This is a genomic window from Methylobacterium sp. Leaf361 (genome assembly GCF_001424445.1).
Lineage (GTDB): Bacteria > Pseudomonadota > Alphaproteobacteria > Rhizobiales > Beijerinckiaceae > Methylobacterium.
On sequence record NZ_LMPY01000012.1, the window covers coordinates 291,543 to 307,510 of the forward strand.

Annotated in this window: 14 protein-coding genes; 10 read left to right on the top strand and 4 right to left on the bottom strand. The window is 70.0% G+C overall.

All coding sequences use genetic code 11. From position 1 onward, the window contains the following. Positions 1-3: 3 nt before the first annotated feature. From ASG32_RS10955 to ASG32_RS10970, 4 genes are all read right to left on the bottom strand, one after another. Complete coding sequence (locus ASG32_RS10955; RefSeq protein ID WP_056525643.1) at positions 4-441, bottom strand: hypothetical protein; 438 nt, start codon at positions 439-441, stop codon at positions 4-6. Next, entirely contained in the window at positions 438-1,172 is a 735-nt protein-coding gene (locus ASG32_RS10960) for an ArsA-related P-loop ATPase (protein WP_244491890.1), read from the bottom strand. Before ASG32_RS10960 ends, ASG32_RS10955 begins: the two co-directional genes overlap by 4 nt. A gap of 715 nt (positions 1,173-1,887) precedes the next feature. Next, positions 1,888-2,601 (bottom strand): MarC family protein, encoded by a 714-nt coding sequence (locus tag ASG32_RS10965; protein ID WP_042671900.1) that lies wholly within the window; start codon positions 2,599-2,601, stop codon positions 1,888-1,890. 5 nt (positions 2,602-2,606) lie between these two features. Further along, entirely contained in the window at positions 2,607-3,341 is a 735-nt protein-coding gene (locus ASG32_RS10970) for a methyltransferase domain-containing protein (protein WP_042671901.1), read from the bottom strand. A gap of 160 nt (positions 3,342-3,501) precedes the next feature. Here ASG32_RS10970 and gloB point away from each other — a divergent pair, with 160 nt between their 5' ends. The 10 genes from gloB to lpdA all read left to right on the top strand — a co-directional run bounded on the left by gloB (position 3,502) and on the right by lpdA (position 15,839). Then, positions 3,502-4,278, top strand: a complete 777-nt coding sequence (gloB, locus tag ASG32_RS10975) for a hydroxyacylglutathione hydrolase (RefSeq protein ID WP_056525646.1) — start codon at positions 3,502-3,504, stop codon at positions 4,276-4,278. A gap of 348 nt (positions 4,279-4,626) precedes the next feature. Then, a complete protein-coding gene (locus ASG32_RS10980; RefSeq protein ID WP_012317921.1) occupies positions 4,627-5,202 on the top strand; it encodes a TetR family transcriptional regulator in 576 nt (191 codons plus the stop codon). Positions 5,203-5,603: 401 nt separating this feature from the next. Then, positions 5,604-6,566 (top strand): malate dehydrogenase, encoded by a 963-nt coding sequence (gene mdh, locus ASG32_RS10985; protein WP_020093725.1) that lies wholly within the window; start codon positions 5,604-5,606, stop codon positions 6,564-6,566. A gap of 112 nt (positions 6,567-6,678) precedes the next feature. Next, positions 6,679-7,875, top strand: a complete 1,197-nt coding sequence (gene sucC, locus ASG32_RS10990; RefSeq protein WP_056525649.1) for an ADP-forming succinate--CoA ligase subunit beta — start codon at positions 6,679-6,681, stop codon at positions 7,873-7,875. Positions 7,876-7,877: 2 nt separating this feature from the next. Beyond that, the gene (gene sucD, locus ASG32_RS10995; protein ID WP_010685286.1) at positions 7,878-8,762 is read left to right on the top strand and encodes a succinate--CoA ligase subunit alpha; all 885 of its coding nucleotides are present in this window, start codon (positions 7,878-7,880) and stop codon (positions 8,760-8,762) included. A gap of 173 nt (positions 8,763-8,935) precedes the next feature. Next, on the top strand, positions 8,936-11,926 hold the full coding sequence (locus ASG32_RS11000; protein WP_020093727.1) for a 2-oxoglutarate dehydrogenase E1 component: 2,991 nt from the start codon (positions 8,936-8,938) through the stop codon (positions 11,924-11,926). A gap of 10 nt (positions 11,927-11,936) precedes the next feature. After that, positions 11,937-12,236, top strand: a complete 300-nt coding sequence (locus ASG32_RS11005) for a YciI family protein (protein WP_042671905.1) — start codon at positions 11,937-11,939, stop codon at positions 12,234-12,236. Positions 12,237-12,285: 49 nt separating this feature from the next. Continuing rightward, positions 12,286-13,605 carry a 2-oxoglutarate dehydrogenase complex dihydrolipoyllysine-residue succinyltransferase gene (gene odhB, locus ASG32_RS11010; RefSeq protein ID WP_056525652.1) on the top strand — a complete coding sequence of 440 codons (1,320 nt, stop codon included), beginning with the start codon at positions 12,286-12,288 and terminating at the stop codon, positions 13,603-13,605. Between the two features lie 7 nt (positions 13,606-13,612). Further along, positions 13,613-14,368: an SDR family oxidoreductase gene (locus ASG32_RS11015; RefSeq protein ID WP_020093730.1), complete on the top strand. Its 756-nt coding sequence runs from the start codon at positions 13,613-13,615 to the stop codon at positions 14,366-14,368. Between the two features lie 67 nt (positions 14,369-14,435). After that, entirely contained in the window at positions 14,436-15,839 is a 1,404-nt protein-coding gene (gene lpdA, locus ASG32_RS11020) for a dihydrolipoyl dehydrogenase (protein ID WP_056525655.1), read from the top strand. Positions 15,840-15,968 lie beyond the last annotated feature (129 nt).

Consider the following 15,968-nt stretch of genomic DNA (forward strand, 5'->3'; position numbering starts at 1 on the left):
GGCTCAGCGACCGAGGCCGCGCTGGGCGCCGGCTGGGCCGCGCACCTCGCAGGATTCCAGCGCCGCGGCGAGGCGCGCCGCGCCGGCCGCGGACCCGTAAGACAGGTTGAGGACAGTGGAGAGGATCCCGACGCTCACGAGCACGCCGAGGGCGGCCGCACCGAGCAGAACGGCGGTGATCAGCCTGTTGCGCCGCAGGTCCGCCGTCAGCGCCCCGATGAGGTCCCGGTTGTGTTCGGCGAGACCGTTCCGCGCCGCCACCAGCTCGTTGTACATGTTCGTGATGGCGTTGGTGGACATGTACACCAGCAGCAGGTGGACGACGAAGTCGTCGTCCGTCGTGGTGTTGAGGGCGGCCGCGATCCGCACGGCGAGCTGACGCTCCCAGGGCTGGAGATCGCGGCCGTGGACCGACCGGTAGAACCGCTCGAGGTTGGTCACGGCCGGAGGGCATCCCGCCACGCCGTGTGGAAGTTGCGCCGCAGGCGGCGGCCCTCGACCCGCAGGCGCATCGGCGCGCTGTTCGCCAAGGCCTGCCAGGTCGTGTTCTGCACCCGCAGGGCCTCGATCAGCCGCTCGCCGATCCGCTCGATCTCGATGACGCGAAAGTTCGACTGCTTCCGCAGGGATCGCACGAGGTCGGACGATTCGAGATAGTCGAAATTGGTCGCCTGGGCGGTGTTCTTCGCCAGGATCGCCCGGTCGCACTCGATCAGCATGGGCCGGAGCTCGCGCAGGACCTCCAGGGCTGTGGGATCCACCGCGCCGGCCGCGACGACCACGGCGAGGCGGACATTCGCCTCCCGGCAGCTCTCCACGATGATCTCGGTGCACCGACGGGTCGTCTCGGTGTCGCCGGCCGGGAAGTCGACCACGACGAGGCGCTCGGCCGCCTCGGTCACGCGCTCGATCAGGTCCTGGCACAGGGTCGGGTCGACGCGGCCCGTGCTGTCCTCGGCGCGCAGCCGCTGCCGGATGGCGATGATACCGGGACGGCGCGGGACGAAGTTGTCGCTGCCGGGCGTGGTCTCCTGCATGAGCGCCGTGTGGAAGTGCCGGTTGGCCGGGTCGGTGTCGATCGCCAGGACCGGACCGACCTCCGCGCAGAGATCCGCCACCTGCAGGGCGATGGTCGTCTTGCCGACGCCGCCCTTGCCGCCGAGGCAGAGCACGAGAACCTTCGCGGCGGCGCCCAGGAGATCGCGCTGGAAGTCCTGGATCTAGTCCGGGCTGTACCAGGCCGGAACCTTGCTCTGCGTCGTGTCGGTCATGCGGTGTCTCCTTGCTGATACGCGCGGGGTGGCCGCCGGACGCGCGCTCCGCGCGCGGCACCGGGCTGCGGGATCTCGGGGGTTCACGGGCTCGGGCCGGGCCGCACGGCCCGCGTAGGCGGGACGCGGCGCGCGCCGGCTCGACGGCGCGCCCGGGATGCCGGTCGCATCACGCGCGGGATCCGGTCGTGCACGGGTCGGCACAGGCGCGGCCGCCTCGTGCTCGTGGCCCGGATGCGGACGGCCGACGCTCGGGTTCCGCGATGACGTCCGTCGCCACGATCTGCACTCCGTTGCTGGATCCGCTTCGCCGACGGCTCCGGCCGCAAGTCTTCCTCGCCGCGGCCGATGGCCATGCATGATCATGCTCGGACCTATGGAAGACGCAAGCCTCGAAAAATCGGATCCCTTCTCGACGAATGCTCTAGAATGAGATCGTTAATGAAGGTTTATATTTATGTAATATGCAATAATGAGCGAAGTACGACTATTACATCTGCATGAACACACAACATCCCGGACATCGTCCGCAATTCGATCGATTCGGCCGGCCGGAATCCGCGCGGGTCATCTGGGATGCGGGCCTTACCCGGCTCTGTCGGCGGTGACCCGGTCGTCACCGCGCCGCGGCGAGGGGCGCGAACACGTCGATGAGGCCGTTCACCAGGATCTGGGTCCCGACGCACAGGAGCAGGAAGGCGAAGAGGCGGCCCATCACTCGGGCGCGGGCCGGGCCGATGAAGGCGACGACCCGGTCGGCGGAGGCGTAGAGAACCGCGACCGTGGCGGCGACCGCGAGGGCCGCCAGCGTGACGCCGATGTAGAAGCCGAAACGCTCCGCGTAGGCCTCCGGCCGGTTGGCCCCCAGGGTGATGGCGACCGCGATCGTCCCCGGCCCGGTGGTGAACGGGAGCGTCAGGGGGAAGAAGGCGATGTCGGAGAGGGGGCCGGGCGCCGGGTCGCCCGGCGGCTCCGCGGGGGCCGGGCCGCGGCCCGCCGACCCGGAGGCCTCGGCCTGCTTGCGCGCCTCCCGGGCCTCGGGCCGGTTCAGCTGGGTCCAGGCCGACGACATGACCACGAGGCCGCCGGCGATGCGCAGCGCACCCAGGGTGACGCCGAAGAAGTTCAGGATCGGCGTGCCCGCCCAGAGGGCGCCGAGCATCACCAGGGCGGCGTAGACGCCGATCCGGCGCGACAGCAGCACGCGCTCGGCATGGCTGAAGGCGCCCGCCACCTGCGCGAAGATGAAGGCGCCCCCGACCGGGTTCACGATCGAGAACAGCGCGGACAGGGCGAGCAGGAACTGCTGGGTGGTGAAGTCGAGGCTCATCGGGGTCAACCCGGGGAGGGGGCCGGCACCAGCACCCGGGCCGGCGCGAGGCGGCGGGCGCGCCGCACCTGCTGAACGGCCACCGGCCGGTACAGCTGCTTCGTCGCGTCGACCACGTGCAGGCCCGCGAAGGGCAGGGACAGGCCGGTGCCGAGCCACTCCCAGGCGGGCCCGGTGCGCAGCATCAGGCGCGAGCGGGCCGGCGGCATGTACAGGGTCTCGGCCCAGCTCACCGGCGAGAACAGCGTGTCGCGCATGAGCCGCCCGAGCTGCGAGCGGCTGTAGGGCTGGCCGTGGCCGAAGGGCGTCGCCTCCCGGCGGGCCCAGACGCCCCGGCGGTTGGGCACCACGAGGATCATGCGGCCGCCCGGCGTCAGGGTGCGCCAGACCTCCTGCAGCAGCTCCGTCGGGCTCTCCACCGATTCGAGGGCGTGGACCAGGATGACCCGGTCGATGGCGGCCTCCGGCAGCGGCATCATGGTGGGATCGGCGAGCGCCGCGCAGGAGCGCCCGGTGCCCGGCCAGTTCACCACGCCCTGCGAGGCCGGCATGAAGGCGAGGGTGCGCTCGGCGATGCAGTGGACCGGCCCGAGATACGGCGTCGCGTAGCCGATCCCGAGGACGCGCAGCCCCGAGACCGAGCCGAGGAAATCGTGGAGCGCGCGGCCGACCACGCGGTGCGTCGTGCGGCCCAGAGGGCTGGCGTAGAAGGCCCGCAAGCCGTTGACGTCGAGGCGCATGGAGGGACAGGAGATCGCGGACGGAACGGTCGTCGTAACCAATGGTGAGCCGCGCGCCGCGCGGCAAGCGCCGGAGGAACCTCGCCGGACCATCACCTGTTCACGGCAACAGATTTCGCGCCGCTTCGCGCCCGTTCGCGTTCTTGGGAGACCCCGTCCGATGGCCGCCGAGACCGAGATTCGCACCTTCCTCTGCCGCAGCGACAACATCGGCGTGCTGATCCGCGATCCGCAGACCGGCGCCTGCGCGGCGATCGACGTGCCGGAGGCCGGACCGGTCCTCCGGGCCCTCGACGAGACCGGCTGGCGGCTGACCGACATCCTCGTGACCCACCGGCACGCCGACCATGTCGAGGGCATCCCGGAGGTGAAGCGGGCGACCGGCGCCCGGGTGGTCGCCCCCGCCAGGGCCGGCGACGCGGTCCCGCAGGTGGACGTGACCGTGCGGGAGGGCGACACGGTCACGGTCGGCAGCCTCGAGGCGCAGGTCTGGGAGACGCCGGGCCACTGCGCCGACCACGTGACCTACTGGTTCGCGGAAGCCGGCCTCGTCTGCGCCGGCGACACCCTGTTCACCCTCGGCTGCGGGCGCGTGATGGAGAGCCCACCCGAGACCCTCTACCGCTCCCTGCGGCGCTTCGACGACCTGCCCGACGCCACGCAGGTCTTCAGCGGCCACGACTACGTACTCTCCAACGCGCGCTTCGCCCTGGCGGCCGATCCGGACAACCCGGAGCTGAGGAAGCGCCTCGCCGAGGCCGAGCGCGCCCAGTCAGAGGGGCGGTTCCTCATCCCTTCGACCATGGGTGCGGAGCGGGCGACCAACCCGTTCCTGCGCAGCGGGCAGCCGGCCCTGGCGCGATCCGTCGACCTTCCGCCGGAAAGCGATCCCGAGGCGGTGTTCGTCGCCTTACGGGCGTGGAAGAACCGCTTCTGACGCAGGTGATAACGAGAAAAATTTGTTGCCTTCTCAAGGCAAACTGACACATAGGGGTGTTTAAGCGGTCCTAATCCGCTCAGGTAACCGGGCTCCCGGGGGGAAGCCGTAACGTCAACGCGAAGCGCCGGGACGCTTCAGCCGGTATGATGGGGGTCCGTCTCGCCCTACCACCTGTCCACTTCCCGCCTTCCGCTTCCTTTCCTCAAGCCAGAGTCCGACGGGTCCAAGGAGGAGGCGCTCAGCGCCAAGGCCAAGATCACCGTCGCCGACGCCGAATCCGGCACACTCCGCGAGAACGGTGAGGCGGCCAGTCCAGCCCGCCCGCGGGCGCCGGTCGCGGCCGACGTGCGGCTCCTCGGGATCGCCACCGAGCACCTCTCGCGGCTCGGGCCCAAGCGCGTGACGGTCGTGGCCGTCGCCGCCGAGGCCGGCATGACGCACGCGAACGTGTACCGCTACTTCCCGTCGAAGGACGCGCTCCTCGACGCGGTGGCGGGCCGCTGGCTGCGCGAGGTCGAAGCCCGGCTCGCCGGCATCGCCGACGCGCCCGATCCCGCCGACGACAAGATCGAACGCCTCCTGACCGCCCTCGCGACGGTCCAGCGGGACGCCCTGTTCGACGAACCGAACCTGTTCGCGGTCCATCTCGACGCCACCGTCTCGGCACGGCCGATCGCCCGGCGGCACCGCGTGCGGCTGCGCAGCCTCGTCGAGCGCGTGGTCGAGGAGGGCATCACCTCCGGGATCTTCTCGGCTCGGGACCGGGAACGGGCGATCGCCTACATCTTCGACGCGAGCTACCGCTTCACGCATCCGCTGGCGATCCAGCACGATGCCGAGGTGCCGCGCGACCTGATCGAGGCCCGGTTCGGGGCCGTCATCCACGCGATCCAGCGGGTCCTGCGCTCCGGCATCCTCTGATCCGGCGCGCACCCACAGGCTCTCTCGAAGGCCCGGACAGACTGTCCGGGCCTTCGTCGTTCGTGCGGCCTCCCGCGCCGCACGCCGCCCGCCGCGACCCGAAATGACAGGATTCCAGATCTGTCATCGCGGCTTCGCGGCCGTCCGGCGCCAGGGTGCACTGCACCTAAAACACTCGCGACGTTGACGTTTCGGAGGCACCGTCGGGACGCTCGAGGGCGATCCGACGGCCCGGACGCGCCGCCCGCGCGGCCCTCATCGGGTTGAAGCCACGGTGCTTTTCCGCCACACAGCCGCGCAGATTTCAGAGTGGCGAATCCGGCCTCGGACCCTGACGGACGAGCGGCTCCGGCCTCGCGCAACGCATCACCGAAGTCGAACGCAGCGGAGACACATCCGACATGGCTCGCAACAAGATCGCGCTCATCGGCGCCGGCCAGATCGGCGGCACCCTGGCCCTTCTGGCCGGCCTCAAGGATCTCGGGGACGTGGTGCTGTTCGACATCGTCGACGGCGTGCCGCAGGGCAAGGCGCTGGACATCGCCGAGGCCGCCCCGGTCGAGGGCTTCGACGCGACCTACGCGGGTGCCAGCGACTACGCCGCCATCAAGGGCGCCGACGTGGTGATCGTGACCGCCGGCGTGCCGCGCAAGCCCGGCATGAGCCGCGACGACCTGATCGGCATCAACCTCAAGGTCATGCAGGCCGTCGGCGAGGGCATCAAGACCCACGCGCCGGACGCCTTCGTGATCTGCATCACCAACCCGCTCGACGCCATGGTGTGGGCGCTGCAGAAGTTCTCGGGCGTCCCGACCAACAAGATCGTCGGCATGGCCGGCGTGCTCGACTCGGCGCGCTTCCGCCACTTCCTCGCCGAGGAGTTCAAGGTGTCGGTGGAGGACGTCACGGCCTTCGTGCTCGGCGGCCACGGCGACGACATGGTGCCGCTGACCCGCTACTCGACGGTGGCGGGCGTGCCGCTGACCGACCTCGTCAAGCTCGGCTGGACGACCCAGGAGAAGCTCGACGCCATGGTCGACCGCACCCGCAAGGGCGGCGGCGAGATCGTCAACCTGCTCAAGACCGGCTCGGCCTTCTACGCGCCCGCCGCCTCCGCCATCGCCATGGCCGAGAGCTACCTGCGCGACAAGAAGCGGGTCCTGCCCTGCGCCGCCTACCTCGACGGCCAGTACGGCGTGACGGGCATGTTCATCGGCGTGCCGATCGTGATCGGTGCCAACGGCGTGGAGCGCGTGCTCGAGGTGACCTTCGACGCGGCCGAGAAGACCATGTTCGACAAGTCGGTCGCCTCGGTGACGGGACTCATCGAGGCCTGCAAGGGCGTCGACAGCAGCCTCGCCTGACCGGTAAGCGGATACCGGGCAGCGCGTAGCGGTCGGAGATTCGAATCTCGATCACTCGATTTCTCTACGCGTCGCCCGCTGCCACCTATTCGCTCCTCCTTACGAGGCTCCGATGAATATCCACGAATATCAGGCCAAGGCCGTGCTGAAGGAGTTCGGCCTGCCCGTCTCCCGCGGCGTGGCCATCTTCAACCCGTCGGAGGCCGAGGCCGCCGCCAAGGAGCTCGGCGGCCCCGTCTGGGTCGTGAAGAGCCAGATCCACGCGGGCGGCCGCGGCAAGGGCACCTTCAAGGGCGCGCCCGAGGGCGCCAAGGGCGGCGTGCGCGTCACCAAGTCGATCGACGAGGTCAAGCAGTTCGCCGGCGAGATGCTCGGCCAGACGCTGGTGACCATCCAGACCGGCCCGGCCGGCAAGCAGGTCAACCGCCTCTACATCGAGGAGGGCGCCCAGATCGCCGAGGAGTTCTACCTCTCGATGCTGGTCGACCGCGCCACGGGCGGCGTCGCCTTCGTGGTCTCCACCGAGGGTGGTATGGACATCGAGGCGGTCGCCCACGACACGCCCGAGAAGATCCACACGATCGCGGTCGACCCGGCCACCGGCGTGATGCCCCACCACGGCCGCGCCGTCGCCGAGGCGCTCGGCCTGTCGGGCGCCCAGGCCAAGGAAGCGGCCGCGCTGACCGAGAAGCTCTACGCGGCCTTCGTGGCCAAGGACATGAGCCTCCTGGAGATCAACCCGCTGGTGCTGACCGCCGACGGGCACCTCAAGTGCCTCGACGCCAAGATGGCCTTCGATTCGAACGCCCTCTACCGGCACGCGGACATCATGGCGCTCCGCGACGAGACCGAGGAGGACGCCAAGGAGATCGAGGCGTCCAAGTACGACCTCGCCTACATCGCGCTCGACGGCACGATCGGCTGCATGGTCAACGGCGCCGGCCTCGCCATGGCGACGCTCGACATCATCAAGCTCTACGGCGAGGAGCCGGCGAACTTCCTCGATGTCGGCGGCGGCGCCTCGGAGGAGAAGGTCACGGCGGCGTTCAAGATCATCACCGCCGACCCGAACGTGAAGGGGATCCTCGTCAACATCTTCGGCGGGATCATGAAGTGCGACGTGATCGCCAACGGCGTGATCGCGGCCGTGAAGGCCGTGGGCCTGCAGGTGCCGCTGGTGGTGCGCCTCGAGGGCACCAACGTCGAGCAGGGCAAGGCCATCATCCGCAATTCCGGCCTCAACGTCATCCCGGCGGACGACCTCGACGACGCCGCCCAGAAGATCGTCGCCGCCGTGAAGGGAGCCTGATCATGTCGGTGATGATCGACGCCAACACCAAGGTCATCTGCCAGGGCTTCACCGGCAAGAACGGGACCTTCCACTCCGAGCAGGCCATCGCCTACGGCACCAAGATGGTCGGCGGCACGAGCCCCGGTAAGGGCGGCTCCAGCCATCTCGGCCTGCCGGTCTTCGACACGGTCGCGGAGGCGCGCGAGGCCACCGGCGCCGAGGCCTCGGTGGTCTACGTGCCGCCGCCCGGCGCCGCCGACGCGATCTGCGAGGCGATCAGCGCCGAGGTGCCGCTGATCGTCTGCATCACGGAGGGCATCCCGGTGCTCGACATGGTGCGGGTGAAGCGGGCGCTGACGGGCTCGAAGTCGCGCCTCGTCGGGCCGAACTGCCCGGGCATCGTCACGGCCGGCGAGTCGAAGATCGGCATCATGCCGGCCAACATCTTCCGGCCGGGCTCGGTCGGCATCGTGTCCCGCTCGGGCACGCTGACCTACGAGGCGGTGTTCCAGACCTCCAATGCCGGCCTCGGCCAGACCACGGCGGTGGGCATCGGCGGCGACCCGGTGAAGGGCACCGAGTTCATCGACGTGCTGGAGCTGTTCCTCGCCGACCCGAAGACTGAGTCGATCGTGATGATCGGCGAGATCGGCGGCTCGGCCGAGGAGGAGGCTGCGCAGTTCCTCAAGGACGAGGCCAAGCGCGGGCGCAAGAAGCCGATGGTCGGCTTCATCGCCGGCCGCACGGCGCCTCCGGGCCGCCGCATGGGCCATGCCGGCGCGATCATCTCGGGCGGCAAGGGCGGCGCCGAGGACAAGATCGCCGCCATGGAGGCCGCGGGCATCCGCGTGTCGCCGTCGCCGGCCCGGCTGGGCTCGACGCTCGTCGAGGTGCTGAAGGGCTAAAGGCCCGCGCGCCTGCGTCGCGGCCATCGCAGGGCCGCGACGCCCATATCGGGCGTGCAGACGATCTCAGCGGGGCGGTCACCCGCCCCGTTTCGGTTCGAGGGCGCTCCGCCGCGCTGACGGGGAGCCCGGAGGGCAGGGGAGCCTGCCCGCGCGATCAGGATGGACGCACCATGGCACGCCAGGACGTGAACGAAGCGCTCCTCGAAACCTCGTTCCTGTACGGCGCCAACGCCGCCTACATCGAGGAATTGCAGGCGGCCTACGCCCGCAACCCGTCCTCGGTGGATCCGGAGTGGCAGACCTTCTTCAAGGGGCTCGGCGAGGACGAGACCCTGGTCGAGAAGAACGCCGCCGGCGCCTCCTGGGAGAAGCCGCACTGGCCGGTGCCGCTCAACGGCGAGCTGGTCTCGGCGCTCGACGGCAACTGGGGCGCCCTGGAGAAGGCGATCGGCGACAAGATCGTCGCGCGGGAAGCCAAGGAGCCCAAGCCCGGCAAGCCGCAGGACAGCGTCACCGCCACCACCGGCGTGTCGGTCGAGCAGGCGACCAAGGATTCGGTGCGGGCGATCATGCTGATCCGCTCCTACCGGATGCGCGGCCACCTGCACGCCAAGCTGGACCCGCTGGGACTCGCGCCGCGGGGCGATCACGAGGAGCTGCACCCGCAGCATTACGGCTTCACCGAGGAGGCCGACTGGGACCGTCCGATCTTCCTCGACAACGTCCTCGGCCTGCAGTTCGGCACGATCCGCGAGATCGTCGGCATCCTGGAGCGGACCTACTGCCAGACCCTCGGCGTCGAGTTCATGCACATCTCGGATCCGGCCGAGAAGGCGTGGATCCAGGAGCGCATCGAGGGCAAGGACAAGGAGATCTCCTTCACCCCCGAGGGACGCCGGGCGATCCTCAACAAGCTGATCGAGGCCGAGGGCTTCGAGAAGTTCCTCGACCTCAAGTACACCGGCACCAAGCGCTTCGGCCTCGACGGCAGCGAGGCGATGATCCCGGCGCTGGAGCAGATCATCAAGCGCGGCGGCGCGCTGGGCGTGCGCGAGATCGTGCTCGGCATGGCCCATCGCGGCCGGCTCAACGTGCTCACCAACGTGATGGCCAAGCCCTTCCGGGCGGTGTTCCACGAGTTCAAGGGCGGCTCGGCCTCCCCGGCCGAGGTCGAGGGCTCGGGCGACGTGAAGTACCACCTGGGCGCGTCCTCGGACCGCGCCTTCGACGGCAATAACGTCCACCTGTCGCTCACCGCCAATCCGTCCCACCTCGAGATCGTCGACCCGGTGGTGCTCGGAAAGGTCCGCGCCAAGCAGGACCAATGGGCCAAGCCCAACATCGAGCGCCGCACGGTGCTGCCGCTCCTGATCCACGGCGACGCCGCCTTCGCGGGCCAGGGCGTGGTGGCGGAGTGCTTCGGCCTGTCGGGCCTGAAGGGCCACCGCACCGGCGGCTCGGTGCACTTCATCATCAACAACCAGATCGGCTTCACCACCGATCCGCGCTTCTCGCGCTCGTCGCCGTACCCCTCCGACGTCGCCAAGATGGTCGAGGCGCCGATCTTCCACTGCAACGGCGACGACCCTGAGGCCGTCACCTTCGCGGCGAAGGTGGCCGTCGAGTACCGGCAGAAGTTCGGCAAGCCGGTCGTGATCGACATGCTGTGCTACCGCCGCTTCGGCCACAACGAGGGCGACGAGCCGGCCTTCACCCAGCCGAAGATGTACCAGCGGATCCGCAAGCATCCGTCGGTGCTGGAGAGCTACGGCCGCAAGCTCGTCGAGAACGGCTCGGTGACCCAGGAGGCGCTCGACGCCCGCAAGGCCGAGTTCCGCGGGATGCTCGACAGCGAACTCGACGTCGCCAATAACTACAAGGCGAACAAGGCCGACTGGCTCGACGGCCGCTGGTCCGGCGTGAAGGCCGTGCACGAGGACGTGGACGACCCGCGCCGCGGCCGCACCGCCGTGCCGGCCGGGACTCTGCAGGAGATCGGGCGCAGGATCACGCAGGCGCCGCCCGGCTTCCACCTGCACCGCACGATCCAGCGCTTCATGGACAATCGCGCCAAGGCGGTGGAGACGGGGGTCGGCATCGACTGGGCGACCGCCGAGGCCCTGGCCTTCGGGGCGACGCTCCTCGACGGCAACCGGGTCCGCCTGTCGGGTCAGGACGTGGAGCGCGGCACGTTCTCGCAGCGCCACGCGGTGGTGATCGACCAGGAGAACGAGCAGCGCTTCACGCCGCTCAACGCCATCCGCGAGGGGCAGGCCGCGATCGAGATCATCAACTCGATGCTCTCCGAGGAGGCGGTGCTCGGCTTCGAGTACGGCTACTCGCTCGCCGAGCCGAACGCCCTGGTCCTCTGGGAGGCCCAGTTCGGCGACTTCGCCAACGGCGCCCAGGTGGTGATCGACCAGTTCATCGCGTCCGGCGAGCGCAAGTGGCTGCGCATGTCGGGCCTCGTGCTGCTGCTGCCGCACGGCTACGAGGGCCAGGGGCCCGAGCACTCCTCGGCCCGCCTGGAGCGCTACCTCCAGGCCTGCGCCGAGGACAACATGCAGGTCGCCAACGTCACGACGCCGGCGAACTACTTCCACATCCTGCGCCGGCAGCTGAAGCGCGACTTCCGCAAGCCGCTGGTGCTGATGACGCCGAAGTCGCTGCTGCGCCACAAGCGCGCCGTGTCGAACCTCGACGCGCTCGCCGAGGGCTCGACCTTCCACCGCGTCCTCTGGGACGACGCCGAGGAGGAGGGCGCGCAGAACAAGCTCGTGCGCGACGACAAGATCCGCCGCGTCGTGCTGTGCTCCGGCAAGGTCTACTACGACCTGCTGGAGGAGCGGGAGAAGCGCGGCCTCAACGACATCTACCTGATGCGCGTCGAGCAGCTCTACCCGTTCCCCCTGAAGGCGCTGGCCAACGAGATGGCCCGGTTCCGCAACGCCGACGTGATCTGGTGCCAGGAGGAGCCCAAGAACATGGGCGCCTGGTCCTTCGTCGAGCCCTACCTCGAGTGGGTGCTCGGCCAGGCCGGCTCCGCGGTGAAGCGCGCCCGCTACGTCGGCCGTCCGGCCTCCGCCTCCACGGCGGTCGGCCAGATGTCGAAGCACCAGGCGCAGCTCCAGGCCTTCCTCAACGAGGCCCTGGCGGTCTGATCGTCCGGCCATGGCCTACTTCCTGCTCCGCCTGGAACCGCCCCGCCCGAGCTTCCCGTTCGACGCGACGGAGGCCGAGAAGGCGCTGTTCTCGGCGCATTCTGGCTACTGGATGGAGCAGGCGGCCGCCGGCACCGCCATCGCGGTCGGACCCGTCTTCGAGTCCGGCGGCACCTGGGGCCTCGCCCTGGTCGAGGCCGACGACGCGGCCCGGGCCGAGGCGCTCGGCGAAGCAGATCCCGTCCTGATGGCGCAGGCAGGCTTCCGGTACACCGTCTCGCCCGTTCCATCCCTGATCCTGCGGCGCTGACGTCGCGGCCCGACATCCAGAGGAGGCCCCCCGCGGGGCAGAAGAGAGCATGGCAACCGACATCCTCGTCCCGACCCTCGGCGAATCCGTGAGCGAGGCCACGATCGGCCGCTGGTTCAAGAAGCCCGGCGACACGGTCGCGGCCGACGAGCCGATCGTCGAGCTCGAGACCGACAAGGTCACCCTGGAGGTGAACGCCCCGGCGGCCGGCGAGCTCGGCGAGATCCTGGTCAAGGACGGCGAGACCGTGGAGCCCGGTGCCCTGCTCGGCTCGATCGTCGAGGCCGGAGCCGGCGGCGGCACGGCCAAGAAGGCCGCTCCGAAGGAGACCGCCGAGACCAAGGCCGAGAGCCGGAGCGAGGCCCCGAAGGCCGCCGCGCCCGCGAAGGCCGAGGCGCCGGCCCAGGAATCGTCGGCCGGCTACGGCAACCACGGCGATGCCGCCGCCCCCGCGGCCCAGCAGCGCCCGGTCGGAGACAACGGCCCGGCGGTGGCCAAGCTCGCCCGGGAATCGGGTGTCGACCCGTCGTCGGTGAGCGGGTCCGGCAAGGACGGCCGCATCACGAAGGGCGACATGCTCGGCGCCATCGCCAAGGGGCCGGCCCCGTCGGCGCCCGCCAAGGAGGCCCGTCCGACCCTGCCGCGCGCCCCCTCGGCGCCGGACGACGCCGCGCGCGAGGAGCGCGTGCGCATGACGAAGCTGCGCCAGACCATCGCGCGCCGCCTGAAGGACGCGCAGGACACCGCGGCGATGCTGACGACGTTCAACGACGTCGACATGTCGGCCGTGATGGCGATGCGCAGCCAGTACAAGGACATCTTCGAGAAGAAGCACGGCACGAAGCTCGGCTTCATGGGCTTCTTCACCAAGGCGGTGATCGGCGCCCTCAAGGACGTGCCGGCGGTCAACGCCGAGATCGACGGGCAGGACCTCGTCTACAAGAACTACTACCACATCGGCATCGCGGTCGGCACCGATAAGGGCCTCGTCGTGCCGGTGGTGCGCGACGCCGACGACCTGTCGATCGCCGGCATCGAGAAGAAGATCGCCGGCTTCGGCAAGAAGGCCCGCGACGGCAAGCTCTCCATCGAGGAGATGCAGGGCGGCACCTTCACGATCACCAACGGCGGCATCTACGGCTCGCTGATGTCGACGCCGATCCTCAACGCGCCGCAATCCGGCATCCTCGGCATGCACCGCATCGAGGAGCGCCCGGTGGTCCGCGCCGGCAAGATCGAGGCGCGGCCGATGATGTACCTCGCCCTGTCGTACGACCATCGCATCGTCGACGGTAAGGAGGCCGTGACCTTCCTGGTGCGGGTCAAGGAGGCGCTGGAGGATCCGGCGCGCCTCGTGCTGGACCTCTGAGGCAGCCATGTCGAGCGCTGAGAACAGGGTCGCGATCGTCACGGGTGGTAGCCGCGGCATCGGCCGCGCGGTGGCGCTCCTCCTGGCGGAGCGCGGCTACGCCGTCTGCCTGAGCTACGTGTCGGACGCCGCCGCCGCGCAGGGCGTGGTGGACGCGATCGCGGCCAAGGGCGGACGGGCGCTCGCCGTGAAGGGCGACGTCGGCAACGAGGCCGACGTCATCGCCCTGTTCAAGGCGGCCGACGGCCTCGGCCGCCTCGCGGCGCTCGTCAACAATGCCGGCGTGGTCGACGTGAAGTCTGACGTCGCCGACATGAGCGTCGCCCGCTTGCAGCGCATGATGACCACCAACGTGGTCGGCAGCTTCCTGTGCGCGCGGGAGGCGGTGCGGCGCATGTCGATCAAGCGCGGCGGGGCAGGGGGCGCGATCGTCAACCTGTCCTCGGTGGCGGCGCGCCTCGGCGGCCCCGGCCAGTTCGTGGACTACGCGGCCTCCAAGGGCGCCATCGACTCGCTGACGATCGGGCTTTCCCGCGAGGTCGCCGCCGACGGCATCCGCGTCAACGCGGTGGCGCCCGGCATCATCGCCACCGAGATCCACGCCAGCGGCGGCGAGCCGGACCGGGTCGAGCGTCTCGGCCCCGGCGTCCCGATGAAGCGGGCCGGCACCGCCGAGGAGGTGGCCGCACCGATCGTGTGGCTCCTCTCGGACGAGGCCTCCTACACCACGGGCGCCATCCTCGACATCGGCGGCGGCCGCTGAAGCCAAGCCCCACCTGACATTCCCTGCCCGTCTCGCACGCGGCACGACCGAGCGGAAGCGAAGCCTCATGTCCTACGATCTCGTCGTCATCGGCACCGGCCCCGGCGGCTACGTCTGCGCGATCCGCGCGGCGCAGCTCGGCCTGCGGACCGCGGTGGTCGAGAAGCGCGCGACGCACGGCGGCACCTGCCTCAATGTCGGCTGCATCCCGTCCAAGGCCCTGCTGCACGCGTCCGAGGCCTTCGAGGAGGCCAACACGCACTTCGCCGATCTCGGCATCGACGTCGGCACGCCGAAGCTCGACCTTAAGAAGATGATGGCCTTCAAGGCCGAGGGCGTCGCCGGCAACACCAAGGGCGTCGAGTTCCTGCTCAAGAAGAACAAGGTCGACACCTTCCACGGCACCGGCCGGATCGCCGGCGCCGGCCGCGTCGAGGTCATCGCCGAGGACGGCGGCAACCAGATGCTCGAGACGAAGAGCATCGTCATCGCGACCGGCTCGGACGTGGCGCGCCTGCCCGGCGTCACCATCGACGAGAAGGTCGTGGTCTCCTCCACCGGCGCCCTGGAACTCGACCGGGTGCCGAAGAAGCTCCTCGTCATCGGCGCCGGCGTGATCGGGCTGGAGCTGGGTTCCGTCTGGCGCCGGCTCGGCTCCGAGGTGACCGTGGTCGAGTATCTCGACCGGGTGCTGCCGGGCATGGACGGCGAGGTCGGCAAGCAGTTCCAGCGGATCCTGACCAAGCAGGGCATCGCCTTCAAGCTGTCCACCAAGGTGACGGGCGTCGAGGTCGGCAAGAAGGGCGGCGCGGGGGTCACGGTCGAGCCGGCCGCGGGCGGTACGGCGGAGACGCTGCAGGCCGACGTGGTCCTCGTCTGCATCGGCCGGACGCCCTACACGGAGGGCCTCGGCCTCGACACGGTCGGTGTCCAGCGGGACGACAAGGGCCGGATCCTCACCGATTCCCACTACGCCACCAACGTCACCGGCATCTACGCCATCGGCGACGTGATTGCCGGCCCGATGCTCGCCCACAAGGCCGAGGACGAGGGCGTGGCGATCGCCGAGATGCTGGCCGGCCAGTCCGGCCACGTGAATTACGGCGTGATCCCGAACGTGGTCTACACGTTCCCGGAGGTCGCCTCGGTCGGCAAGACCGAGGAGGAGTTGAAGAAGGACGGCGTGGCCTACAACGCCGGCAAATTCCCCTTCACGGCCAATGGCCGGGCCAAGGCGAACGGCACCACCGACGGGTTCGTGAAGGTGCTGGCCGACGCCCAGACCGACCGGGTACTCGGCGTGCACATCGTGGGCGCGGATGCCGGCAACCTGATCGCCGAGGTGGCGGTCGCGATGGAGTTCGGCGCCTCGTCGGAGGACATCGCCCGCACCTGCCACGCGCACCCGACGCTGACCGAGGCCGTCAAGGAAGCCGCGCTGGCGGTCAACAAGCGCGCCATCCACGTCTGACAGGCAAGGCCCACGGCTGCGCAGATTGCTACCTCGGCGGCCTCGACCGCCTGCGCGAAGGCCCCCTCTCCCGTGCGGGAAAGGGGGCCCTCGCGTTCCGTCACACACCGCGCGCCTCGAACCTGACTG